This is a genomic window from Nocardioides sp. Root190, from assembly GCF_001428565.1.
GTDB lineage: Bacteria > Actinomycetota > Actinomycetes > Propionibacteriales > Nocardioidaceae > Nocardioides.
In genome coordinates this window covers 144,594-167,629 of the sequence record NZ_LMIA01000008.1, presented here as the reverse complement: position 1 = coordinate 167,629, position 23,036 = coordinate 144,594, and the positions used below count along the sequence as shown (strand labels likewise).

General features: G+C 70.0%; 22 protein-coding genes. 8 read left to right on the top strand and 14 right to left on the bottom strand.

The genetic code is table 11. The features are described 5' to 3' along the window. Window positions 1-77 precede the first annotated feature (77 nt). The 10 genes from ASE01_RS07235 to ASE01_RS07190 all read right to left on the bottom strand — a co-directional run bounded on the left by ASE01_RS07235 (window position 78) and on the right by ASE01_RS07190 (window position 10,316). Entirely contained in the window at window positions 78-1,175 is a 1,098-nt protein-coding gene (locus tag ASE01_RS07235; RefSeq protein ID WP_056749514.1) for an enolase C-terminal domain-like protein, read from the bottom strand. After that, window positions 1,172-2,185, bottom strand: coding sequence for an oligopeptide/dipeptide ABC transporter ATP-binding protein (locus ASE01_RS07230; protein ID WP_082605891.1), 1,014 nt, complete (start codon window positions 2,183-2,185; stop codon window positions 1,172-1,174). Before ASE01_RS07230 ends, ASE01_RS07235 begins: the two co-directional genes overlap by 4 nt. Next, a complete protein-coding gene (locus ASE01_RS07225) occupies window positions 2,178-3,218 on the bottom strand; it encodes an ABC transporter ATP-binding protein (protein WP_056749513.1) in 1,041 nt (346 codons plus the stop codon). The genes ASE01_RS07230 and ASE01_RS07225 overlap by 8 nt, the downstream gene beginning before the upstream one ends. Then, window positions 3,215-4,132: an ABC transporter permease gene (locus ASE01_RS07220; RefSeq protein ID WP_056749512.1), complete on the bottom strand. Its 918-nt coding sequence runs from the start codon at window positions 4,130-4,132 to the stop codon at window positions 3,215-3,217. Before ASE01_RS07220 ends, ASE01_RS07225 begins: the two co-directional genes overlap by 4 nt. After that, window positions 4,129-5,073 carry an ABC transporter permease gene (locus ASE01_RS07215; RefSeq protein WP_056749511.1) on the bottom strand — a complete coding sequence of 315 codons (945 nt, stop codon included), beginning with the start codon at window positions 5,071-5,073 and terminating at the stop codon, window positions 4,129-4,131. Before ASE01_RS07215 ends, ASE01_RS07220 begins: the two co-directional genes overlap by 4 nt. A gap of 75 nt (window positions 5,074-5,148) precedes the next feature. Beyond that, window positions 5,149-6,675, bottom strand: a complete 1,527-nt coding sequence (locus ASE01_RS07210) for an ABC transporter substrate-binding protein (RefSeq protein ID WP_056749510.1) — start codon at window positions 6,673-6,675, stop codon at window positions 5,149-5,151. Between the two features lie 100 nt (window positions 6,676-6,775). Beyond that, window positions 6,776-7,885, bottom strand: a complete 1,110-nt coding sequence (locus tag ASE01_RS07205; RefSeq protein WP_056749509.1) for an enolase C-terminal domain-like protein — start codon at window positions 7,883-7,885, stop codon at window positions 6,776-6,778. A 113-nt stretch (window positions 7,886-7,998) separates the two neighbouring features. Continuing rightward, a complete protein-coding gene (locus ASE01_RS07200; RefSeq protein ID WP_056749508.1) occupies window positions 7,999-8,646 on the bottom strand; it encodes a TetR/AcrR family transcriptional regulator in 648 nt (215 codons plus the stop codon). A gap of 115 nt (window positions 8,647-8,761) precedes the next feature. Then, a complete protein-coding gene (locus ASE01_RS07195) occupies window positions 8,762-9,394 on the bottom strand; it encodes a TetR/AcrR family transcriptional regulator (protein WP_056749507.1) in 633 nt (210 codons plus the stop codon). Window positions 9,395-9,422: 28 nt separating this feature from the next. Further along, window positions 9,423-10,316 carry a ketopantoate reductase family protein gene (locus tag ASE01_RS07190; RefSeq protein WP_056749506.1) on the bottom strand — a complete coding sequence of 298 codons (894 nt, stop codon included), beginning with the start codon at window positions 10,314-10,316 and terminating at the stop codon, window positions 9,423-9,425. A 56-nt stretch (window positions 10,317-10,372) separates the two neighbouring features. Here ASE01_RS07190 and ASE01_RS07185 point away from each other — a divergent pair, with 56 nt between their 5' ends. After that, window positions 10,373-11,365: an NAD(P)H-dependent flavin oxidoreductase gene (locus ASE01_RS07185; RefSeq protein ID WP_056749505.1), complete on the top strand. Its 993-nt coding sequence runs from the start codon at window positions 10,373-10,375 to the stop codon at window positions 11,363-11,365. 15 nt (window positions 11,366-11,380) lie between these two features. Here the strand turns inward: ASE01_RS07185 and ASE01_RS07180 are convergent, their stop codons facing one another. After that, window positions 11,381-12,145 (bottom strand): 2-keto-4-pentenoate hydratase, encoded by a 765-nt coding sequence (locus ASE01_RS07180; protein ID WP_056749504.1) that lies wholly within the window; start codon window positions 12,143-12,145, stop codon window positions 11,381-11,383. Window positions 12,146-12,263: 118 nt separating this feature from the next. On the opposite strand from ASE01_RS07180, the gene ASE01_RS07175 reads away from it, so the two are divergent. Genes ASE01_RS07175 through ASE01_RS07155 form a run of 5 tightly spaced genes read left to right on the top strand, consistent with a single transcriptional unit; the run spans window position 12,264 to window position 17,108 of the window. After that, a complete protein-coding gene (locus ASE01_RS07175) occupies window positions 12,264-13,421 on the top strand; it encodes an acyl-CoA dehydrogenase family protein (RefSeq protein ID WP_056749503.1) in 1,158 nt (385 codons plus the stop codon). Between the two features lie 49 nt (window positions 13,422-13,470). Next, window positions 13,471-14,646 (top strand): acyl-CoA dehydrogenase family protein, encoded by a 1,176-nt coding sequence (locus ASE01_RS07170; protein WP_056749502.1) that lies wholly within the window; start codon window positions 13,471-13,473, stop codon window positions 14,644-14,646. Beyond that, window positions 14,643-15,668 carry a phosphotransferase family protein gene (locus ASE01_RS07165; protein ID WP_056749501.1) on the top strand — a complete coding sequence of 342 codons (1,026 nt, stop codon included), beginning with the start codon at window positions 14,643-14,645 and terminating at the stop codon, window positions 15,666-15,668. The genes ASE01_RS07170 and ASE01_RS07165 overlap by 4 nt, the downstream gene beginning before the upstream one ends. A gap of 10 nt (window positions 15,669-15,678) precedes the next feature. Then, window positions 15,679-16,347, top strand: a complete 669-nt coding sequence (locus ASE01_RS07160) for a nitroreductase (protein ID WP_056749500.1) — start codon at window positions 15,679-15,681, stop codon at window positions 16,345-16,347. After that, the gene (locus ASE01_RS07155; protein ID WP_056749499.1) at window positions 16,344-17,108 is read left to right on the top strand and encodes a crotonase/enoyl-CoA hydratase family protein; all 765 of its coding nucleotides are present in this window, start codon (window positions 16,344-16,346) and stop codon (window positions 17,106-17,108) included. The genes ASE01_RS07160 and ASE01_RS07155 overlap by 4 nt, the downstream gene beginning before the upstream one ends. Window positions 17,109-17,243: 135 nt before the next feature. On the opposite strand, the gene ASE01_RS25410 is transcribed toward ASE01_RS07155, so the two are convergent. Together ASE01_RS25410 and ASE01_RS07145 are read right to left on the bottom strand one after the other, a co-directional pair. After that, on the bottom strand, window positions 17,244-17,978 hold the full coding sequence (locus ASE01_RS25410; RefSeq protein WP_082605887.1) for a TetR/AcrR family transcriptional regulator: 735 nt from the start codon (window positions 17,976-17,978) through the stop codon (window positions 17,244-17,246). 66 nt (window positions 17,979-18,044) lie between these two features. Then, window positions 18,045-19,613 (bottom strand): class I adenylate-forming enzyme family protein, encoded by a 1,569-nt coding sequence (locus tag ASE01_RS07145; RefSeq protein WP_056749498.1) that lies wholly within the window; start codon window positions 19,611-19,613, stop codon window positions 18,045-18,047. Window positions 19,614-19,710: 97 nt separating this feature from the next. On the opposite strand from ASE01_RS07145, the gene ASE01_RS07140 reads away from it, so the two are divergent. Together ASE01_RS07140 and ASE01_RS07135 are read left to right on the top strand one after the other, a co-directional pair. Continuing rightward, window positions 19,711-20,679, top strand: a complete 969-nt coding sequence (locus ASE01_RS07140; protein WP_056749497.1) for an LLM class F420-dependent oxidoreductase — start codon at window positions 19,711-19,713, stop codon at window positions 20,677-20,679. Window positions 20,680-20,714: 35 nt separating this feature from the next. Beyond that, window positions 20,715-21,476 (top strand): SDR family NAD(P)-dependent oxidoreductase, encoded by a 762-nt coding sequence (locus ASE01_RS07135; protein WP_056749496.1) that lies wholly within the window; start codon window positions 20,715-20,717, stop codon window positions 21,474-21,476. A 284-nt stretch (window positions 21,477-21,760) separates the two neighbouring features. On the opposite strand, the gene ASE01_RS07130 is transcribed toward ASE01_RS07135, so the two are convergent. Beyond that, on the bottom strand, window positions 21,761-23,032 hold the full coding sequence (locus ASE01_RS07130) for an acyl-CoA dehydrogenase family protein (protein ID WP_235535899.1): 1,272 nt from the start codon (window positions 23,030-23,032) through the stop codon (window positions 21,761-21,763). Window positions 23,033-23,036: the final 4 nt, after the last annotated feature.

The window sequence follows — 23,036 nt, the reverse complement described above, 5'->3', positions numbered from 1 at the left end:
CGCGCCCGCAGCCGAGTGGGTGGAATACGGGGGTACGGCGGTCAGGCCGCCGGGCAGTTCAGGGAGGTGGGGCGGGCTCAGAGCTCGGCGATCTTGTACTTCTCCACGTAGTCCCAGTCGATCTTCAGGCCGAGTCCGGGGCCCTCAGGAGCGACGGCGTAGCCCTGGCTGTCGACCTGCACGGTCTGCTCGACCGCGAAGTCGAAGGTGTGGGTGGGCACGAGCTGTTCGAAGAACTCGGTGTTCGGCAGCGACAGCGCGACGTGCAGCGCGGCGGCGTCCATCATCGGGTTCGGGTTGGTGTGGATCTCGAGGTTCTTGCCGAAGGCCTCGGCCAGCGCACCGATCTTGCGGGTGTGGCCGATGCCGTAGGTGAAGGACGGGTCCGCCCGGATGATGTCGCAGGCGTTGGAGGCGGCCCACTCGGCGCGCGCCATCAGGCCGCCCTCGTTGGTCTCCGTGCCGGCGATCGCGATGTCGAGACGCTCGGTGAGCATCCGGTAGCCGGCGAGGTCGTAGTCGCGCAGCGGCTCCTCGAACCAGTGGTAGCCCAGGTCCTGCAACGCGTATCCGACCTTGAGCGCACCCGCGTGGTCGTACGCCGACACGGCGTCGACCATCAGCTTGAAGTCGTCCCGCGTCGCTGCGCGCACGGCCTTGCAGCACTCGATGTCGAAGTCCGGGTCACCCAGGACGTGCAGCTTGTACCCGTGGTAGTTGAGGTCCTGGAACTGCACTGCCTCCTCGACGAACGCCTCGACGGTGGTGTGCGTCATCGAGCTGGCGTAGGTCGGGATTCTCGTCCGGAAGGTACCGAGGACCTCGTGGATGGGCGCATTGCGGATCTTGCCGTACAGGTCCCACAGGGCGACGTCGGCGGTGCCCACCATGAAGAGCGGGCTGAACCAGAGCCGGTTCAGGTCCCACATCTCCTTCGAGTTGGCCTCGCGCTCGAGCGGGTTCCGCCCGAGCAGGAACGGCCTGATGGACGAGGCGAGGTAGTGGCCCATGCCCATGCCACCGCCGAGGCTCAGGGTCTCTCCCACGTGCCCCGAGTCACTGATGACCTGGAGGGCGACGATGTCGCTCGTCAGGTGCTGCATGGACTGGCCCTTGATCTTGGTTCCGTCGCCGGGGCGGCGGAACACGGTGATCTTGACGTCTTCGATCTTCATGACTTCTCCGTGGTGAGGGTGAGGTCGGCAGCCCGGTCAGGGGCTCCCGCGAGGGCGAGCTCGGGGGCGGTGAGGTGGCAGGCCACCGCGCCCCCGGACGTGAGGGGGGTGGGTATCGGTGGCACCGAGGTGCACGCGTCGGTGACGTCGCGGCAACGGCTGGCGAAGATGCAGCCCTTCGGCTTCGCGAACTGGTCGGGCGCCTCACCGGAGATCAGCACCCGGGCCCGCAGGTCGCGCTTGCTCGGGTCGGCGATGGGCATCGCGGCGATGAGGGCCTTGGTGTACGGGTGCTCCGGAGAGGTGTGGACCCGCTCCGTGGGTCCGCGCTCGACGACGTGACCCATGTACATCACCAGCGTCTCGTCTGCGATCCACCGCACGACACCGAGGTTGTGGGAGATGAAGACGTACGCCAGTCCGTAGCGGGCCTGGAGGTCGTTGAGCAGGACGAGGATCTGGTTCTGCGTCGACACGTCGAGGGCGCTCACGGCCTCGTCGAGCAGCAGCACCTTCGGGTGGGTCGCGATGGCTCGCGCGATGGCGATCCGCTGGCGCTGGCCGCCCGAGAACTCGTGCGGGTAGCGACGGGCGGAGTCGCGTGGGAGGCCCACGTCGTCGAGCAGCTCGGCGATCCGGCGGGAACGGTCGACCCGCGACATCCTCTCGTGCACGATGAGCGGCTCGGCGAGCGAGCTCCCCACCGACGACGACGGGTCGAGGGAGGAGAACGGGTCCTGGAAGACCATCTGGATGTTGCGCCGCTGCGCCCGGCTCGGCCGCGCGAAGGTCTCGCCCAACAGGCTCACCCGTCCGGAGTGCAGCGGCACGAGTCCGGCCATCGCCCTGGCGACGGTGGACTTGCCCGAGCCCGACTCCCCCACGATCGCGAGGGTCTTGCCGGGCTCGACGGCCAGGCTCACGTCGGAGACCGCACGCAGGCGTCGGCGGCCGCGCCCGAACTCGACGCTCACGCCCTCGGCGACGAGGGCAGGGACCTGGTCAGACATGGATGCTCCCTTCGAGGGCGAGCGTGAGCTCGGTGGTCCGTGCACACCGGGCCTCGTGGCGGATGCCGACCTCCAGCAGCGCCTGCGGCTCGGCGCACACGTCGGTGGCGAAGTCGCAGCGCGGCGCGAACCGGCAGCCGGCGGGGAAGTCGGCGGGACGCGGCGGCGCGCCCGGGATGGAGAAGATCGGCTCGCCACCGTGACGTGGCCCGGTGGGCATCGAGCGCAGCAGGCCTGCGGTGTACGGGTGCCGGGGATCAGCGAACAACGGGCCCACGGCTGCCTGCTCGATGATGTTGCCGGCGTACATCACGGCGACCCGGTCGGCGACCTCCGCGACCACCCCGAGGTCGTGGGTCACGAAGATCATCGCCATCCCGCGCTCCTCCTGGAGCCCACGCAGCAGGTCGAGGATCTGGGCCTGGATCGTCACGTCGAGCGCCGTGGTCGGCTCGTCGGCGATCAGCAGTCGCGGCTCGCAGCTCAGCGCCATCGCGATCATCACCCGCTGGCGCATGCCACCCGAGAACTCGTGCGGGTAGGACCGGGAACGCTGCTCGGCGTTGGGGATCCCGACGGCCTTCATCGCCTCGATGGCGGTGGCCATCGCTGCCCGCCTCTTGAGCCCGAGGTGGCGGCGGACGGCCTCGGCGATCTGCTCACCGACGGTGAAGGCCGGGTTCAGGCTGGTCATCGGCTCCTGGAAGATCATCGCGATCCCGGCGCCCTTGACCTGGTCGAGGTCGCGCTTGCGCAGCGTCAGCAGGTCACGTCCCTCGAACTCGATCCGTCCGGTGACCCGCGACTGGCGGGGCGGCAGCAGACCGAGCAGGGACATCGAGGTGACCGTCTTGCCCGAGCCGGACTCGCCCACGATGGCGAGCGTCTCGCCGGCGTCGACGGACAGGTCGACACCGGTCACGACGCCGGTCCAGTCCCCGCCGATGCGGAACTCGACGGTGAGGTCCTCCACGGACAGGACGGTGCGGCCCTTCGCGGTGGCGGCCGAGCTGGTGGCGAGGGTCTCGGTCATCGGTCGTTCCCGTCCCCGCTCACGCGGCCGATCGAGTCGCGGAGTCCGTCTCCGACGAGGTTGAGCGCGAGCACCGCGAGGGCCAGCACCACGCCGGGGACGATCACCAGCGAGGACTGCTGGTACAGGAAGTTGTAGCCCTGGGAGATCATCAGGCCCCAGCTGGCCTGGGGCGGTGCCACACCGAGACCCAGCAGGCTGAGGCTGGCCTCGGCGATGAGCGCCATGCCGGTGACGATGGAGGCCTGCACGAGCACCGGCGGCAGCGCGTTGGGCGCGATCCGGGTCAGCACCAGGCGCAGGGTCGGCGTACCGATGCTGCGGCTCGCCTCGATGTAGGTCTCGCTCAGGATCTCCATCACCGCGGCCCGCACGATGCGCAGGAAGGCAGGCGAGAAGACGACCCCGATGACGACCATGGCGTTGGTCAGGCCGGGCCCGATCGCACCGAGCAGCGCGATCGCGAGCATCAGCGGCGGCAGGCTCTGCAGTGCGTCGGTCAGCCTCATCACGATGAGGTCCACCCACTTGCCGCCCATGGCGGCGACGAAGCCGAGCGGGATGCCGATCAGCATCGACACCGTCACCGCGGTGGCGGCAGCGCGGAGCGCGACGCGGTCGGCCGCGATGATCCGGGAGAGCACGTCGCGGCCCAGGTTGTCCGTGCCGAGCAGGTGCGCGCCCTGCGTGAAGGGGGCGACGAAGGTGTTGTCGAGGTCCTGCTGGTTCGGCGGGTGCGGCAGGATCCACGGCTCCAGGACGGCCGCGAGGACCAGGACGAGGAGGAACACCAGCCCGATCAGAGCCGGGACGTTGCGCAGGAAACGCCGTACGGACCGGTTCTGGGTCACGGCCCGCAGGAGGCTGGCCCGCGGAGCGACGGCGCCGGACGCGCCGATCGATGAGCTGCTCATGCTGCCCTCAGCTTCGGGTTGAGCCATCCGTACATGACGTCCACGCCGAGGTTGATCACCTGGACGGCGACGGCACAGACGAGCACGACGCCCTGGATCACCGGGATGTCCTGCTGGAGCGCGGCGTTGTAGGCGAGTGCCCCGAGCCCCTGGATCCCGAAGATCTGCTCGATCAGGACGGTGCTGCCGATGACCACGGCCATCTGGGTCCCCAGTGCGGTCACGCCCGGGACGGCGGCGTTCTTGAGGGCGTGCTTGAGCAGGACCGTGCGGCGGGGAAGTCCCTTCGCCGTCGCGGTGCGGGTGTAGTCCTGGGCCAGGACGCCGATCAGCGCACTGCGGAGCTGGCGGGCCAGGATCGCCGCCGGCACCAGGCCCAGCGCGATCGACGGGAGGACCAGGTGTCGGGCCCATTCCCCGACACCGGCGCTCAGGTCGACGTACCCGGTCGGCGGGAACCACTGCAGCCGGTTGGCGAGGAAGACGATGAGGACCAGGCCGACGACATAGCTCGGGGCCGAGAGGGCCACGGCCGTGATCACGCTGGCGATCCGGTCGGCGATGCGTCCGTGGTGGGCGCCGGCGATGACGCCGAGCGGCACCCCCAGCAGCACGGCCGTCACCAGAGCGCCGAGCACCAGGTACAGCGTGACGGGCAGCCGCTGGTTGATCGCGTCGAGGACCGGCTGCGCGCTGAAGAGCGAGGTCCCGAGGTCACCGCTCAGGACGGACCCCAGCCAGGAGAAGTACTGGCCGAAGAGGGACTGGTTGAGGCCGAGCTGGTCTCGGATCGCCGCGATCTGGGCGTCGGTCGGCGAGTCACCGGCGAGGGTCACGGCCGGGTCACCGGGGACCAGCTGGACCAGCGAGAACGCCAGGATCGACACGAGGAAGAGGACCGGAACGGTCGCGGCGAGCCGTCGGAGGAGGAGCCTGCGCACGTTCGTCTCCTTTCGGTGCTGTCGGACGGGAGCCTGGTCGGGGCAGCGGGATCGCCGCTGCCCCGACCGGGGTGGTTACTTCAGGGTGATGCCGCGGGTCGGGGCGTAGGCACCGACGTACGACGGGGTGTAGCTCGAGACGGTGTCCGCGTTGACGGCGAACAGCACCTCGGGCTGGATGAGCGGCACGTTGAGCACCTGCTCGGCCGCGATCAGGCTGGCGGCCTGGGAGTAGGTCTCCCGGTCCGCCTGCTCGGTGGCCCCGCGGAGCTGGGCGATGACCGCGTCCAGCCCACCGGGCGCGTCACCGCTGGGGTTCAGCGTGCTGCCCGACTCGAACTCCTTCTGCAGCGACTGGCCCGGATCGGCGACCTGTCCGCCGCCACCGAGCATCGCGTCGGCGTTCTTCTCGGTGAAGTAGATCGGCGACAGCTGGTTGATGTCGACCGGCTTCAGGTTGAGCGTGATCCCCGCCTCGGCGAGCTGGCTCTTCAGCAGCTCGGCGAACTGCGGGTACGGGTCGGCACCGGCAGCGAAGAGCATGGTGAACTCGAAGCCGTCGGGCAGACCTGCGTCGGCCAGCAGCGCCTTCGACTTGGCGATGTCGTGGGCGAAGTAGTCCGGGGTGACCTCGGGCGAGGCGCCCCACGAGTCGCTCGCGAAGATCGACGACGTCGCCTGGCAGTGGTCGAAGTAGACCGCCTTGCAGATGGCGTCGCGGTCGATCGCGTGGGCGACCGCTTGGCGCACCTTCACGTCGCTGAGCTTGCTGCGCTGACGGTTCGTGAAGATGTTGATGAACCACGTCCCGGCCTTGGCCTCGACCTCCAGACCAGCGGCGGCAGCGGCGTCGTACTGCGACGGCGTCAGGTAGGTGATGTCGTACTTCTTCGACGTCGCGCCGTTGAGTCGCGCCTGGCCGTCACCGACCGCGTCGATCTCGATGCGCTCGGTGCCGGCGGCGGCCTCGTCCCAGTAGCCGTCGAACTTCTCGTAGACGGCCTTCTCGCCGACCTTGTACTCGGTCAGCTCGTACGGGCCGGAGCCCGCCTCGGCGTTGGCCAGGTCGGTGCCGGCCTCGATCGCCTTGGGGCTGACCATCAGGCCACCCCGGTCGGCGAGCGCGGCGGGCAGGGACGAGTCGACCTCGTTCAGCAGGAGGCTAGCGGTGTGGTCACCGGTGACCTCGACGCCCTTGACCGCCCGGAACATGCTGGAGACCGGGGACTCCTTGGCCGCGAGCAGACGCTCGATGTTGACCTTGAACGCCTCGGCGTTGAACGGGGTGCCGTCGTGGAAGGTGACGTCCTCCCGGAAGGTCAGGTCGAGCGTGGTGTCCGTGAACGCCCACTCGGTGGCCAGCATCGGCTGGACCAGGCCGTCGGTGTCGATGCGGGTGACGCCGTCGTACATCGGCTCGGTGTACGTCGTCAGCTGCCAGATCGGGATCTCGAGCGGATCGAGCGACCCCGGAGCCAGGTGGTAGGCGACGTTCAACGTGTCGTCGCCGTCACCGGAGCCCGAGGATGATCCCCCGCATGCCGCCATGGTGACGAGGAGGACACCCGATGCGAGGGCGGCAATGCCCTTGCGTACCTTCATTCCTGCAGTTCCTTTCGGGAGTTGCCGTTCCGTCGACCGGACCCGGTGCGATGCGTGACCGGTCGGCGGATGGCGATGGGTTCCGAGATCGGGGCCGAGATCAGAGCTCGGCGACCTTGTGCGCCTTGATGTAGTCCCAGTCCAGGGGGCGCCCGATGCCGGGGCCCTCCGGGAGGTGGACGAAGCCTTCGGCGTCGATGGACGTGGGCTCACAGGCGGGGAAGTGGAAGAACCGCTCCGGGACGAGCTGCTCGAAGAACTCGCTGTTGTTCATCGCCGCGATGCAGTGCAGGTGCGCGGTGTCGATGTGGCTGTTGGCGTTGGTGTGGACCTCCATGTTGAGTCCGAACGCCTCGGCGAGGTGGGCGGTCTTCATGACCTGGCCGACGCCGCCGGTGAAGGAGATGTCACCGCGCACGATGTCGACGGCCCGCTCGACGATGTACTCCGGCTTGGAGTAGACCGCGCCGGGGATGACCTCGAGCGCCATGACCGGGATGTCGAGCTTGTCGGCGAGCATCTTGTAGCCGTGGATGTCGAAGTCGCGCAGCGGCTCCTCGTACCAGTGGAAGTCGAGCTCCTCGAGCGCCCGGCCCACGCGCAGCGCCTGGGTCTGGTTGTAGGCACCGGCCGGGTCGATCATCAGGGTGTAGTCGGGACCGACCGCCTCGCGCACCGCGGCGCAGGCCTCGATGTCCTCCTTCCACTCCCCCTTCACGTGCAGCTTGTAGCCCTGGTAGCCGGCTTCCTTGTACTTGAGGGCGTCCTCGGCGAACCCGGCGGGCGTCGGCAGGGTCATGCCGCTCGCGTAGGCCGGCACCTTGTCCCGGACACCGCCGAGCACGCGGTAGAGCGGCTCGTTGATCGACTTGCAGTAGAGGTCCCAGATCGCCAGGTCGACGGTGCCGATCGCGAACTGGGTCGTGTAGAGCAGGCGGTCGAGGGTCCACAGCTCCTGCCAGATGGCCTCCCGCATGCCCGGGTCCTTGCCGATGAGGAACGGCCGGATCCGGTCGGCGATGGAGTGGCCGAGGCTGAGCCCGCCGTAGGGGCTGATCGCCTCGCCGACGAGGCCCTCGTCGGAGACGACCTCCACGGCCAGGAAGTCGGTCACGTAGGGGGCGATCGACTGGCCCTTGATCATGACCTCCTCGAGCCCGCCCGGAAGCGGGATGCGGAAGGAGGTCAGCCTGACGTCCTGAATCTTCACTGTTTCAGCCTCACTGTTTGTCGTGGTTCGAAGTTGACACTCGTATCAATTTGATGTGCGCGTCAAGTGTGGGCCCCGTCACTCACCAGGTCAAGCCCTGAGCCGGGGAGACTTCAGTTGTTCCCCGCGGCGGCGGGGCCGGTTCCGATCTGCTCGAACCACAGCTCGGCCATGGCACGGATCGCCTCGTCCTTGCCCGCGGGCATGCCGCGCAGGATCCACAGGAAGCAGAAGCGCTCATGCTGCACCGTGAGCAGCGCAGCGCGCCCCAGGGCGACGTCGTCCGGGTCGCCGAGCTCGGCACGCACCAACGGCGCGACCATCCTGGCGAGCTCGGTCACCCGCTCGCCGTACGCAAGCGCGAGAGACTCCTCAACGGCGATCGCTTCGTGAATTGCCAGCAGACGCTGACGATTCTCGGCATAGAAGGCGTAGGTACGGTCCAACCACTCGGTCAGGTCGACCAGCCCCCGAGACTCCATCCGGACCAGGTCGCGGTAGAGCACCAGGAGAGATCGACGCACCACGTCCCACATGTTCTCGACCAGTTCCGCCTTGCCGACGAAGTGGACGTAGAACGTGGCCCGACTGGTCCCCGCGCGCTTGGCGATGTCCTCGATCTTGCACTGGACGTAGCCGCGCTCCTCGAACTCCGCGATGGCCGACTCGGCCAGTCGCTGACGAGTCTGCGCCTTGTACTGGCTGCGCATGGTGCCGCGACCCGGACCACCCGAGCCGGCTGGCTCACGATAGTTCGCCATCATCCACCCCTGAATCTCGCTGACACACCGTCACTGAATGACAGTGAGCCACATCACCAGCCGAATCGTCAAGGGGATCCGGGAAATGTCCCCGAGGGGTCGCGCGGTGATCCGCTCAGGAGCGGGTGGGCGCGAGCGCCTGGACCCAGATGTCCGACAGCGTGGCGACGAGGCGCTCCTCGTCGAACTCACGGCCGAGCGAGAACCAGACGTAGCAGGTGTACTCGAGCATCGCCCCGAGAGCTTCGGCGGTGTACTCGACGTCGATCTCCGGGCGGGTCACGCCGGCGTCGACCAACCGGGCGATGCCGCGCTGGGTCCGACGGACGAAAGTCTCCCGCAGGTCCAGACGCAGGTCGCGCAGCTCGGTGGAGAACGTGCCGACCTGCTCGATCAGCCCGATCATCCGGGCGTTCGGCCGATAGGCGTGCAGGAAGCGACGGACCGAGTCGGTGATCCGGTCGTGGAACTCGGCCTCCGGGACGGGCGGTGCCATCGACAGCAGCATCGAGTCGATGACTCCACGGGCGACGTCGGTGAAGATCGCGTCCTTGGTGTCGAAGTAGGTGTAGAAGGTGCCCTGCGAGACCTTCGCCTCGCGGACGATGTCGCTCACCCGGGTGTCGACGAAGCCCTGGCGCTCGAAGACCACGCGCGCAGCCGCGAGCAGCGTCTCGCGACGCTGCACTCCGCGGTCGGTCAGCGGACCCTGGTCACGCCGGGCCTGCTGGGGTTCGACACCACTCACTTGTTCCTCCTCGTCGACCACAGAAATATCACCCCGGCGCGGGGCTCAGCGCATCCAGGAGCGCCGTGACGGTCCGGGCCACGGGCACGTCGATGCCATGACGCTCGCCCTCACGGACGACGACGCCACTGATCGCGTCGTGCTCGAAGGGACGACCAGCCTGGCGGTCCTGCCACATCGAGGAGTGGAGGGCGTCCGGGAAGTCGGCGAAGGAATCGACCATCCGGCGGAACCGGTCGGGATCCAGGTCGGCGCCGACCTGCCGGCCGACCAGGCAGCACTCGAGGATCAGGTCATCGGCGATCCGCCGCAGCGCGGGCCGGCGGGCCACCTCCTGCACTGCGACGTCGGCGAGGGTGGTGAGCGAGTTGCTGACCAGGTTGAGGACCAGCTTCGACCACAACGCGGTCACGAAGTCGTCGACGACCTCGACCTCCAGGCTCGAGCCGCGCGCCAGCGCCGCGAAGTCCTCACCGAGACTGCCCGCCGGGACCCGCACGAGGCCCGCCAGCGTCTGCAGCACCTCGCCCGGCGCGGGGCGCTCGGCGCCGTAGGTGACGATCGCGGGTACGACGCGGGCGGGATCGACGAAGCGGGCGATCCGCTCCACCTGGTCGACGCCGTTCTGCGCGACGGCGAAGCGGGCGCCGGCGCAGCACGGGGCACCCAGCCACCGGCCGAGCCCGGTGGCGTCGTATGCCTTGGTCGCCACGACCACCCAGTCCGCGGGCGGGACACCATCGGGGTCGAGCGCGATCCGCACGTCGACCGGATCGGGTCCGGCTTCGGAGAACCGGAGACCGGGCAGTGGCGACCGGGAGCCGAGGGTCACCGAGAGACGGGGATTCTCGGCCAGTCGAGCGGCGACCAGACCACCGATGGCACCGGCGCCGATGACGAGGACGTGGCGGGGCGGAGCCATGACTCACCTTCCCACATGAGTTGACGGAGGCGTCACAATTCTCTAACTTGACACCTATGTCAACTATCTTCCACACCCGCTTCACCGAGGCCTTCGGCGTCGAGCACCCGATCGTGCAGGGCGGGATGCAGTGGGTCGGCACGGCGGACCTGGTCGCCGCCGTCGCCGAGGCCGGCGCCCTCGGCATGCTGACCGCGCTCACCTTCCCCGATCCCGAGGCCCTGGCCGCCGAGATCGCCAAGGTCCACGAGCGGACCGACAAGCCCTTCGGCGTGAACCTCACGATCCTGCCGTCGATGCGCACCGTGAACCACGACGAGCTCCGCGCTGCCGTCGTCGAGTCCGGCGTGAAGGCCATCGAGACGGCAGGCGCGAACCCGGCGCCGTACATGGACTACTTCCGCGCACACGGCGTGAAGGTCATCCACAAGTGCACGAGCGTGCGCCACGCCCTCAAGGCGCAGGCGGCCGGCGTCGCCGCGGTCAGCATCGACGGATTCGAGTGCGCGGGCCACCCCGGCGAGGAGGACATCCCCGGACTGGTGCTGATCCCCGCGGCCGCAGCACGGCTCGACATCCCCGTGCTCGCCGCCGGCGGCATCGCGGATGCCCGCGGCCTGGTCGCGGCCCTGGCCCTCGGCGCCGAGGGCGTCACGATGGGCACCCGGTTCCTGTGCACCGCCGAGGCCCCGATCCACCACCGTGTCAAGGAGGCGATGGTCGCCGCCACCGAGCGCGACACCGAGCTCCTGTTCCGCCCGCTGGGCAACACCTCCCGGGTGCACAGCAACGCCGTGGCGCGCGAGGCCGTCGGGATCCTCGCGGCAGGCGGGGAGTTCGCCGACGTGCAGCACCTCGTCAACGGCATCCGCGGCCGGACCGTCTACGAGCTCGGGGACCCGGAGGCGGGGGTGTGGTCGGTCGGGCTGGCCCAGGGACTCATCGAGGACATCCCGACCTGCGCCGAGCTGGTCGAACGGATGATGTCCGGGGCCGCCGCCCTGATCGACCAGCGCTTCGCGGCCATGAGGTCCTACGCGACGGTCTGACCCGTCGGGCGAGGGTCAGTCATCACCGAAGGTGACCTCGACGCTGCCCAGTCCGGTGAAGCCGGCGACGTAGGTCCCGCGCTCGGCGCGCACCGGCGCGGTGAGCGTGCCGGTCGCCACGACCCGTCCGGCCGGGAGTCCACCGAGGGCCTCGACCAGCCAGGCCAGCGCACGCATCGGATCACCCATCACCGCTGATCCGATGCCCCGCTGCTGCGTGCCGTCGGGCCCGGTCAGCACGACCTCGACCGCCGCCAGGTCCCGACCGGCCGCCGGCACCCAGGTGTCGCCGACGACGAGGTGCGCGGCCAGGCAGGCGTCGGCGATGAACTCGGGCCGGTCGAGTCGCGGACCGCCGCCCTCGGGCCACCACGAACGGAAGCGGGAGACAGGGACCTCGATCCCGGGCGCCACGTCGACCCGCGCCGCGAGGGCCGCCAGGTCGAGGTCGGGCGTGAGATCGGCACGGACCCGCATCACGATCTCGCACTCGACGAGCGGCTCGCCACCCAGCCTGATGGGCGCGGCACCGGGCCTGCCTGCGCGGACCTGACCGGACACGAAGGGGCCGTACGCCGGCGCCCGGCCGAGCCCGGTCGGCGGCGGGTCGGCCGTCGTGAAGCTCAGCTTGTGGCCCACCACCGGGCCGAGCCCCTGCGCGACAGCGGCCTGGACGGCGTACCCCTGCTCCTCGTCGATCAGCCCGGGGAGCTGCTCGATGGCGTCGGCACCGGCGTGGACCGCCAGCAGGGAGGCCGCCCAGGAATCGATGTCGTCCATGCCCACGTCCTTCGTCGCCCCGGTCGTCGCGCACCGTCGGTGGACGCGATTGACGCACTCGGGACTCCATCGTATCGTTTACCGAACGAACGTTTAGTTATCGACGAAGGAGCCGGCCGTGAAGCGCCACCTCTACAACGCCGACCACGACGAGTTCCGCTCGATCGTGCGCGAGTTCGTCGACCGTGAGGTCGTCGAGAACATCGAGCGCTGGGAGGACGAGCGGCTCATCGACCGCGACGTCTGGCTCGCAGCGGGCAAGCAGGGCCTGCTCGGCCTCGGCGCCCCCGTGGAGTACGGCGGCGCCGGACAGTTCCGCGACTACCGCTTCCGCAACGTGGTGCTCGAGGAGCTCGCCCGGGTGCACGCGACGTCGCTGTCCTCCAGCTTCTCGCTGCAGGACGACATCGCGATCCCCTACATCGCCAGCATCGGCAGTGACGAGCAGAAGCAGCGGTGGCTGCCCCCGATGATCGCCGGCGAGACGATCGGTGCGATCGCCATGACCGAGCCGGGCACGGGCAGCGACCTGCGCGGCATCCGTACCTCCGGCACCCGCGTCGACGGCGGCTGGGTCGTGAACGGCGCGAAGACCTTCATCACCAACGGCATCCACGCCGACCTCGTCATCGCGGTCGTGCGCACCGATCCCGACGGCGGCTCCCGCGGCTTCTCGCTGATGGTCATCGAGCGTGGCATGACCGGGTTCAGCCGCGGCCGCAAGCTCAAGAAGGTCGGCCTGCACGGCCAGGACACCGCCGAGCTCGTCTTCGAGGACGTCTTCGTCCCGGACGAGAACGTGCTCGGCGACATCGGCGGCGGCTTCGGCCAGCTCGTCCACCACCTGCCCCTGGAGCGGCTCTCGATCGCCGCCCACGCCGTCGCCGCAGCGAGCTCGGTGCTGACATCGACCGTGCAGTACACCGACAGCCGGACCGCCTTCGGCCAGCCGGTCGCCGACTTCCAGAACACCCGGTTCCAGCTCGCTGACGTGGTCACCGAGATCGACGTCACCCGCGCCTTCGTGGACGCCGCGATCCTCGCCTGGAACGCCGACGAGCTCACCGTCGTCGACGCCGCGAAGGCCAAGATGTGGGCCTCCGAGATGCAGAACCGTGTCGTGGACCGCTGCCTGCAGCTGCACGGCGGCTACGGCTACATGATCGAGTACCCGGTCGGTCGGGCCTACCAGGACGCCCGGATCCAGCGGATCTTCGGCGGCACCAACGAGATCATGCGCCAGATCATCGGCCAGGACCTGTTCGGTCGCCGCTGACGGCGTACGCAGCTCGCCGCCCGCCCCGCCCCACGCTCCAGGAGAACCCATGTCCCACCCCGAACTCGCGGACGTCATCGCCCGCACCCGCACCCTGATCCGCGACACCGTCATCCCGCTCGACGACCAGTACGACGGTGACATCGAGGCCGCCGGCGGCGACGACCTGCGCCGCACGATGCAGGAAGCCGCCCGCAAGGCCGGTGTCTTCGCACCCCACGCACCCGTCGACCTCGGTGGCCTGGGCCTCAACATGGTCGACCGCGCACCTGTCTTCGAGGAGGCGGGCTACTCGCTCTTCGGCCCGCTCGCCGTCAACATCGCCGCTCCCGACGAGGGCAACGTGCACATGCTCGACCACCTCGCGGTCGGCAGCCAGCGTGAGCGCTTCCTCGGACCGCTCGCCCGTGGCGAGGTCCGCTCCGCCTTCGCGATGACCGAGCCCTCCCCGGGCGCCGGTTCCGACCCGACGGCGCTCGCCACCGCAGCGACCAAGGTCGACGGCGGCTGGGTGGTCAACGGCCGCAAGTGGTTCATCACCGGCGCCGACGGCGCGGCCTTCTTCGTCACCATGGCCCGCACCGGCGGGGCGATCGGTGACCCCGGCGGGGCCACGATGTTCCTGATGCCGGCCGACACCGAGGGCATCAAGGTCGAGCGCCACCTGCGCAGCCTCGACACCTCCATGATCGGTGGGCACTGCGAGGTCTCCTTCACCGACGCCTTCTGCGCCGACGAGGACGTGCTCGGCGACGTCGGCCAGGGCTTCGCCGGCGCGCAGATCCGGCTCGGTCCGGCCCGGATGACCCACGTGATGCGCTGGCTCGGCGCCGCCCGCCGCGCGCACGAGGTCGCCGTCACCCACGTCGCCGGCCGCCAGGCCTTCGGCACCCGACTCGCCGACCTGGGCATGGTCCAGCAGATGATCGCCGACAACGAGATCGACATCGCGGCCACCCGCGCCCTGCTGATGGAGGCCTGCCGCGTCCTCGACGACGGCGGCCGCGCCGCCAAGGAGACCTCGATCGCGAAGACCTTCGCCGGCGAGGCGCTCCACCGCATCGCCGACCGCTCCGTCCAGCTGTGCGGTGGTCTCGGCACCACCCACGAGCTGCCGGTCGCGAAGATCGCCCGCGAGATCCGCCCGTTCCGGATCTACGACGGCCCGTCCGAGGTGCACCGCTGGGCCCTGGCCCGCCGCGCCGTCAAGGAGATCACCCGATGAGCGAGCTCACCCCCACCGAGCTGGCCGGCATCACCGCCGTGATGGCCCGGGCCGGCACCGTCCCGGTCGGTCCGCTGCGCGGTCGACTCCTCACCGCCGGTCGGTCCAACCTGACCTACCGGCTGGACGACGACCAGACCTCGTGGGTGATGCGGACCCCGCCGCGTGCCGGCCGCACCCCCTCGGCGCACGACGTCGCCCGTGAGTTCCGCGCCATCCAGGCTGTCGGGCGCACCGCCGTACCCGTGCCCCCGGCCGTCGTCCTCCACGAGGACGAGGAGCTCCTCGGCGCACCGTTCGCGATCTCCGGCTTCGTCGACGGTCGCACCATCCAGACCCAGGAGCAGCTGGCGGACCTCGACGACACGCAGGTCGCGTCAGCGATCGACGCGCTGAGCGCCGCCCTCGCCGCGCTGCACGCCGTCGACCACGTCGCGATCGGTCTCGAGCGGTTCGGTCGCCCCGACGCGTACGCCGCCCGGCAGCACAAGCGCTGGTCGGGCCAGTGGGAGATCCTCGGCGACGGCTTCTCGCCCGAGGTCGGCAAGCTCGCCACGGCTCTCTCCACCGCCCTCGCCGACCGCCTGCCCGTGCAGGCCGAGACCGGCATCGTGCACGGTGACTACCGTCTCGACAACACGCTGGTGCGCGTCGAGGGCCCCTCCGTCAGCATCGCCGCGATCGTCGACTGGGAGCTGTCCACCATCGGCGACCCCGTGGCCGACGTCGCCAACATGTGCGTCTACCGCGACCCGACCTTCGACCTGATCGTCGGCGAGCCCGCCGCCTGGACCAGCGACCGGATGCCGTCGGTGGAAGACCTCGCGACGTCGTACGAGAAGGCAGGTGGCGTGCCGCTCCGCGACTTCGACGAGCACCTCGCGCTGGCCTACTTCAAGCTGGCCGTGATCGCCGCCGGAATCGACCACCGCTACCGTGCAGGCGCGACACACGGAGAGGGTTTCGACACCTCCGGCGACGCCGTACCCCTGCTGCTGCAGAGTGGTCTCGACCGACTGTGAGGATGGACCGATGAACTTCGACGAGCTGATGGCGAACCGGTGGAGCTGCCGCGAGTACCTCCCCGAGCCGCTGCCCGAGGACGTGCTCACCGAGCTGTTCACGACGGCCCAGCGCACGGCCTCCTGGTGCAACACCCAGTCCTGGCAGGTGCACCTCCTGTCGGGTGATGCCACCGAGTGGCTGGGCAAGGAGCTCCACGCCCACGTCCTGTCCGGAGCGGCCGGCGTGGCCGACATGCCCATCCCGGCGTCCTACAGCGGCGTCTACAACGAGCGTCGGCGCGAGGCCGGCTTCTCGCTCTACGAGAGCCTCGGCATCGAGCGGTCCGACTTCGAGGCCCGCACCGAGCAGATGCTGAAGAACTTCACGTTCTTCGGTGCTCCCCACGCCGCGATCATCACGACCGACCGCGAGCACGGCACGTACGGCGCGATCGACGCAGGCGGCTACGTCGCCAACCTGATGAACGCCGCGCTGGACCTCGGGATCGGCTCCATCGCCCAGGGTGCGATCGCGATGCACTCCGACAAGATCCGGAGCCTGCTCGACCTGCCCGAGGACCGCGTCGTGGTCTGCGGCGTGTCCTTCGGTCGGCCCGCGACCGAGCACCCCGTCAACGCGTTCCGCACCTCCCGCGCCGAGCTCGAGGACCTGGTGATCCGGGTCGAACGTCCGTGACCGTCCTCGAGGTCACCCGCGAGGGCGGGGTGCTGCTGCTGACCCTCAACCGACCCGCACAGCGCAACGCCCTCGACCGTGAGCTCACCGACGCCCTGTCCGCGGCACTGGACGAGCTCGACGACGACCCGAGCCTGCACGTCGGCATCCTCGCCGGCAACGGTCCGGCGTTCTGCGCGGGCACCGACCTGCACGAAGGCGTGAGCCCGGCGACGGACCGCGGCGGCGAGTACGGCGTCGTACGGCGTCGTCGTACCCGGCCCCTGATCGCGGCGGTCGAAGGGGCCGCTCTCGGCGGTGGCATGGAGGTCGTGCTGTCCTGCGACCTCGTCGTCGCCGGCCGCGAGGCCCGCTTCGGACTGCCCGAGGTCGCCCGCGGCCTGGTCGCGACCTGCGGCGGCCTGTTCCGCGCCGCCGACCGGATCCCGCCGGCGATCGCCGCCGAGCTCCTGCTGACCGGCGACCCCATCGGCGCCGAGCGCGCCCACCAGGTCGGACTCGTCAACGTGCTGACCGACGCAGGCGGAGCACTCGACGGCGCCCGCGCCCTCGCTGCGCGGATCACCCGCAACTCCCCCGACGCCGTCGCCGCCTCGCTGCGGGCCCTGCACGACTCCCGTGGCCCCGCCGAGGCCATCGGCTGGACCGCCACCGACAAGGCGATCGCCACGTTGGCGAGCTCGCCGGATCCTGCTGAGGGGATTGCTGCGTTTTTTGAGAAGCGTGCGCCGCGGTGGGGTGGTGGCAGTTTCACCGCTTAGGCGGTGAAACTGCCGGACTGGGCGCACGAATCTCCCTCTGGGCACACGGAGTTTCATGTGCTCAGGGGGAGTTTCACCGCCTAAGCGGTGAAACTGCCGAATCCGCGCCCTCAGACCCACCCAGCAGATCCCGAGCTATGCCGGCTTCGGGGCACTGACCTTCTTCGCCGCAGTCTTCGCAGCGGAAGCCTTCTTCGCCGGACCCCTCACCGAGGCCTTCGCCGCCACCTTCTTCACCGGCTTCCCCGCCGACGCTGCAGCCAGCGACACGTCCCCGACCGTCCCCCGCGCCAGCTCCCGGTAGCGCACCGACATCTCCTCGGGGCTCAGCTCGCCGCCGATGCGGTACCAGGACGACACGGAGTAGCCCATCTCGATGATCGCCCGGGCGGCTTCGCGCGGGTAGTTCGTCGCGAACGCCCCGCTGCTGACGCCGTCCTCGATGATCGAGCGGAACAGCGCCTCCTGCTCGTCGCGGTAGCCGACGACGACGGTGCGTCCGGCCTCGTCGAGGCTGCGGATCTCCGAGGCGCCGATGAGGGCGTCGGCCTGGCGGGTGGTGTGGAAGATCATCCAGGCGTCCACCAGGGCCTCGAGCCGCTCGGTCGGGGAGGTGCGGCCGTCGGCCGTGGCCTCGTCGACAGCGCGTCGGGTGGCGCCGAGGACGTCGGTGATCGTGGTGATCATGACGTGCTGCAGGATCTCCTGCTTCGAGGCGAAGTGGTGGTAGATGCTGGCGACCGTGACGCCCGCGGTGCGCGCGACGTCCCGCATCGACGTGCCGTGGTAGCCGAGCGTGGTGAAGTTCTCCACCGCTGCGGCAACCAGCACCTCACGGCTGTTGCGCGACTGCCCTCTGGGCCGGGCCACGGCACTCCCCCTTCGTCTCGACCTGCTCCACGACGAGCGTCAGTCTGGCATCCCTGCGGTCCGGGTTCAGGAAACGACGGACTCCGACACGATCTGCTCGGCCGCCCACGGACGCAGTTCGCGCTTCAGGAGCTTGGCGTTGGCATTGCGGGGAAGCCGCTCGGTGCGCACGATCGTGCGGCGCGGCCTCTTGTACGACGCGAGGTGCTCCGCGCACTCGACGTCGACCTGGCTGACGTCGAAGTCGGGGTCGTCAGTCACCACGATCGCGACGGCGGTCTCGCCGAAGCGCTTGTGCGGGATGCCCACGACGGCGGTCTCGACGACGCCGGGGATCCGGGCGATGACGTCCTCGATCTCCTTGGGGTACACGTTGAGCCCACCGGAGATGATCATGTCCTTCGTGCGTCCGACCACCGTCATGAAGCCCTCCGCGTCGAGCTCGACGAGGTCGCCCGTGTGCAACCAGCCGTCACGGAACGCCTCGGCGGTCTGCTCAGGACGCTCGTGGTAACCGGCCATCGTGGCCAGCGAGCGGACGAGCAGCTCGCCCGTGCCCTCGCGTCGGATGACGCCCTCGGAGTCGCGGACCGCGAGGTCGGTGTGCGGCAGCGCGCGACCGGCGGACCCCTCGTGGTCGAAGACCTCGTCGGCCATCAGCACGGTGGTGATCGTGGGGAACTCCGAGAGGCCGTAGCCCTGGCACACGTCCACGCCGGGGATGCCGCGGCAGACGCCCTCGATGACCGTGACGGGCACCGGCTCGGCGCCGGTGACGATCCAGGTCAGCGGGCTGTCGGAGAGTCGCTTCATCAGGTCGGGTCGGCCGACCAGCTCGCGGAGCAGGCTGGGCACCAGCATCACGTGGGTGATCGCGTGCTCCTCGACCATCTCCACGATGCTCTCCATCGACGCACCGCCGGTGGGGCGCACCTGCGAGTAGCCGCCGATCCAGACCAGCGCGATGACGAGGTTGTGGAAGCCGGCCGCCCACGAGAACGACGGGATGACGGCGTACCTGTTCTCCTTCTGGAGCCCGAGGCCCTGCACCTGGCCGAACGCGTTCCACAGCACGCCGTTGTGGGTGTGCACGGCGGCCTTCGGCAGACCGGTGGTGCCGGAGCTGTAGTAGAGGATGAAGGGGTCGTCGAGCCCGGGACCGACGTGGTCGTCCGGCAGGCCGCCGGCGGCGACCAGGTCGTCGTACGACGTCGCGGCGGCACCCTGTGGAGCGGCGGCGGAGCCGACGGTGACCACCAGGTCGAAGGTGACGTCGAGGCGGGCCGTGCTCTGCACGCCGATCTCGTCGACGACGAGCGTGCGGGCACCGCTGTCGCGGCACACGTGCTCGATCTCGGGACCGGTGAGGAGCACGTTGACCGGGACGCACACGGCACCGAGCGCGGAGAGGCCGAAGAAGACCTCGATCCACTCGAACCGGTTGCCCATCATCACGGCGACCTTGTCGCCGGGGCGGATGCCTGCGCGGGCGAGTCCGCCAGCCACTTGGAGGGCTCGGTCGCGGACCTCGACGAAGGTGCGCTGCTCGCCCTCGAAGCCGAAGGCGGGCTGGTCGCCGTACCTGCTGCTGGCGGATCGATCGAGGATGCCGTAGACGTTGCGGGCCAGACTCATGAGCTTCTCCTCGGCCGGTTGCGGGCGTGGCGTGCATCACCTAGCCTAGCGAACGTTCGGTTTAAAGCAAATGCCTGAAACAACCCGAGGAGGCGGCATGACCGCGACCCCCCGCTGGGGCACCACGATCCCGCTCGAGGGCGTCCCCCTGCCCCAGCAGGCCGACGTCTGCCGTGAGCTCGAGGCGCTGGGCTACACCGACCTCTGGACCGCCGAGGGCATGGGAACCGACGGCTTCACGCCGCTCGGCATCGCTGCGGGCGCCACCACGCACGCCCACCTCGGCATCGCGATCGCCTCCGCCTTCACCCGCGGCCCGGCCCTGCTCGCGCAGACCGCCGCGACCCTTGCCGCCACGGCACCCGGGCGGTTCACGCTCGGGCTCGGCGCGTCCTCCAACGTGCTCGTCCAGCAGTGGAACGGGATCGAGTTCGACCGCCCGCTCTCCCGCACCCGCGACCTGGTCCGCTTCCTGCGGACCGCCCTCGACGGCGAGCGGGTCGAGGCGGCGTACGACACCTTCGCCCTGAAGGGCGTACGGATCGACGTGCTCGGCGACGCGCCCCGACCCTCGATCGTCGTGGCGGCGCTGCGCGGCAAGATGCTCGCGCTGGCCGGCGAGGAGGCCGACGGCGCGGTCATCAACTGGCTCTCCGCCGGCGACGTCGCCCGGGTCGCCCCGATCATCACCGCACCCGGGGCGCGCGAGGTCGTCGCGCGGGTCCTCGTCGCCCCCACCGACGACGCCGAGGTCGCCCGCGCCATCGGACGCCGCCTGATCGCGACCTACCTCAATGTGCCGGTCTACCGCGCCTTCCACGAGTGGCTGGGACGCGACGACCTCGAGCCGATGTGGAAGCTGTGGGCCGCCGGTGAACGTCGCGAGGCCTCCGCCGCCATCCCCGACCACGTCGTCGACGAGCTGGTCCTGCACGGCAGCCCCGACCAGATCCGCGCCGGCATCCAGGCCTACGTGGACCACGGCGTCACCGTGCCGGTGAGCAACCTGCTCCCGGTGCCCGGCATCGACCCGCGCCAGGCCGCCCGCGACCTCGCACCCCGCTGACCACCCCCACGAGCCCCACCCTTCGAGGAGAACCGATGAATTCCGCAACCGAACCCAACGAGCTCGCCGGCAAGGTCGTCCTGGTCACCGGGGGCAGCCGCGGCATGGGCCGGGAGATGGTCCACGCCTTCGCCGCCCGCGGCGCCCACGTCGTGATCGCCAGCCGCAAGCTCGACGCGTGCGAGGAGGTCGCCACCGAGGTGCGCGAGGCGTACGGCGTCCGCGCCCTGCCGGTCGCCTTCAACGTCAGCTCATGGGAGGACTGCGACCGCCTCGTCGAGACGGTCTACGCGGAGCTCGGCCAGGTCGACGTCCTGATCAACAACGCCGGCCTCTCCCCGCTCTACCCCAGCCTGTCCGAGGTCTCCGAGTCCCTCTTCGACAAGGTCATCGGCGTCAACCTGCGTGGCCCGTTCCGGCTGACCGCCGTGATCGGCGAGCGAATGGCCGCGGCCGACGGCGGCTCGATCATCAACATCGGCTCCATCGAGGCGATCCGCGTGCAGACCCACGCCCTGCCCTACGCGGCGGCGAAGGCCGGGCTGCACATCCTCACCGAGGGCTTCGCGCAGGCCTACGGCCCGAAGGTCAGGGTCAACACCATCCAGGCGGGCGCCTTCCTCACCGACATCTCCAGCAACTGGCCCGAGGGCCTGCAGGAGGAGATGGAGAAGAAGATCGCGCTGGGCCGCTGTGCCACTCCCGACGAGGTCGTCGGTGCCGTCCTCTTCTTCGCGACCGGCGCGTCGTCGTACGCCACCGGGGCGCTGCTGCGGCTCGACGGCGGCTGGCAGTAGGCCGAGCGCCCTTGTAACTACGTGTTCATGTCACGAGGGTCACGTCAGAGCACCCGGGCAGGTGCCACAGCACCCGGGTAGCTCTGTGCGCACCACCACGGACTCGACCATCGCTGTACGGCGGCGCCTGACACCGGCAACGCCGATGGGCCGCGGCGATCCGCGGCCCATCGGCGTCATCCACCTCGGCGCTGTGGCACCTACCCGGGTGCTGTGACAGGGCGGGGTCAACACGAACACGTAGTTACAAGCGCGGTGTGGCCCGCTGCCCCTCTGGGCCCGGCTCAGAGGCGGGTCAGATGCGCCAGGTGCGCAGCGACCCCGTGCGGCGCCGGCGTGACGGCGTCCTCGTGGCGACGCAGCTCGGTGCGCGCCACGGCGCGACGGTGCACCTCGTCGGGACCGTCGGCCATCCGCACGATCCGGGTCTCGGCGTACATCCGGGCCAGCGGGTAGTCCTGGCTGAGCCCGGCGCCACCGAAGGTCTGGATGGCGCGGTCGATGACGCGCGAGGCCATGTTGGGTACGGCGACCTTGATGCCGGAGATCTCGCTGGCGGCGGCCTTGTTGCCCACCGTGTCCATCAGGTGTGCGGTGTAGAGCGTGTAGAGACGCGCCTGGTCGATCTCGATCCGCGAGTCCGCGATCCACTCGCGCACGACGCCACGGTCCGACAGCGGCGAACCGAAGGTGCTGCGCACCTTGGCCCGCGCGATCATCAGCTCGAGCGCGCGCTCCGCAGCCCCGATCATCCGCATGCAGTGGTGGATCCGGCCGGGGCCGAGACGCGCCTGGGACATCGCGAAGCCCGCGCCGGGGTCGCCGAGCAGGCTCGTCGCCGGCACCCTGACGTTGTCGAAGACCATCTCGACATGCGACTCGAACGGGTCGTAGCCGAGGACGGTGAGGTCCCGCTCGATCGTGACGCCGGGGGTGTCCTTCGGGATCAGGACCATGCTGTGGCGGGCGTGCCGGGGCGCGTCTCCGTCGGGGTCGGTGACACCCATCAGGATGAGGAGCTCGCACTGCGGGCGCGCGGCGGCGGAGATCCACCACTTGCGGCCGTTGATGACCCACTCGTCGCCGTCGCGCTCGACGGTCGTCTCGATGTTGCTGGCGTCGCTGGAGGCGACGAGCGGCTCGGTCATGACGTACGCCGACCGGATGGTCCCCTCCATGAGGGGCTGGAGCCACCGCTCCTTCTGCTCGGGCGTGCCGAACATCGACAACAGCTCCATGTTGCCGGTGTCGGGCGCCGAGCAGTTCATCGACTCCGGCGCGAGGTGCAGGCTGCGGCCGGAGAGCTCGGCGATGCGGGCGTAGTCGAGGTTGCTGAGCGGCTCGTGGCCGGGCTCGGCGTGCGGGAGGAAGAGGTTCCACAGGCCGAGCTCGCGCGAGGTCTTCTTGAGCTGCTCCAGCACGGGAGGCTGCTCCCGGCCGGGGCCGGCAGCGCGGACCTGTGCCTCGAACTCCTCCTCGGAGGGGTAGACGTGCTCCGCCAGGAAGGACGTCATGGTCTCGATCAGCGCGGCACCGCGCGGGGTCGGGTCGAACACGTCA

What these genes read in the sequence shown, in the direction of transcription:
- ASE01_RS07235 (WP_056749514.1), bottom strand. Translation starts at nt 1,175, where the DNA reads ATGAAGATCGAAGACGTCAAGATCACCGTGTTCCGCCGCCCCGGCGAC.
- ASE01_RS07230 (WP_082605891.1), bottom strand. Translation starts at nt 2,185, where the DNA reads ATGTCTGACCAGGTCCCTGCCCTCGTCGCCGAGGGCGTGAGCGTCGAG.
- ASE01_RS07225 (WP_056749513.1), bottom strand. Translation starts at nt 3,218, where the DNA reads ATGACCGAGACCCTCGCCACCAGCTCGGCCGCCACCGCGAAGGGCCGC.
- ASE01_RS07220 (WP_056749512.1), bottom strand. Translation starts at nt 4,132, where the DNA reads ATGAGCAGCTCATCGATCGGCGCGTCCGGCGCCGTCGCTCCGCGGGCC.
- ASE01_RS07210 (WP_056749510.1), bottom strand. Translation starts at nt 6,675, where the DNA reads ATGAAGGTACGCAAGGGCATTGCCGCCCTCGCATCGGGTGTCCTCCTC.
- ASE01_RS07200 (WP_056749508.1), bottom strand. Translation starts at nt 8,646, where the DNA reads ATGGCGAACTATCGTGAGCCAGCCGGCTCGGGTGGTCCGGGTCGCGGC.
- ASE01_RS07190 (WP_056749506.1), bottom strand. Translation starts at nt 10,316, where the DNA reads ATGGCTCCGCCCCGCCACGTCCTCGTCATCGGCGCCGGTGCCATCGGT.
- ASE01_RS07185 (WP_056749505.1), top strand. Translation starts at nt 10,373, where the DNA reads ATGTCAACTATCTTCCACACCCGCTTCACCGAGGCCTTCGGCGTCGAG.
- ASE01_RS07180 (WP_056749504.1), bottom strand. Translation starts at nt 12,145, where the DNA reads ATGGACGACATCGATTCCTGGGCGGCCTCCCTGCTGGCGGTCCACGCC.
- ASE01_RS07170 (WP_056749502.1), top strand. Translation starts at nt 13,471, where the DNA reads ATGTCCCACCCCGAACTCGCGGACGTCATCGCCCGCACCCGCACCCTG.
- ASE01_RS07165 (WP_056749501.1), top strand. Translation starts at nt 14,643, where the DNA reads ATGAGCGAGCTCACCCCCACCGAGCTGGCCGGCATCACCGCCGTGATG.
- ASE01_RS07160 (WP_056749500.1), top strand. Translation starts at nt 15,679, where the DNA reads ATGAACTTCGACGAGCTGATGGCGAACCGGTGGAGCTGCCGCGAGTAC.
- ASE01_RS07145 (WP_056749498.1), bottom strand. Translation starts at nt 19,613, where the DNA reads ATGAGTCTGGCCCGCAACGTCTACGGCATCCTCGATCGATCCGCCAGC.
- ASE01_RS07140 (WP_056749497.1), top strand. Translation starts at nt 19,711, where the DNA reads ATGACCGCGACCCCCCGCTGGGGCACCACGATCCCGCTCGAGGGCGTC.
- ASE01_RS07135 (WP_056749496.1), top strand. Translation starts at nt 20,715, where the DNA reads ATGAATTCCGCAACCGAACCCAACGAGCTCGCCGGCAAGGTCGTCCTG.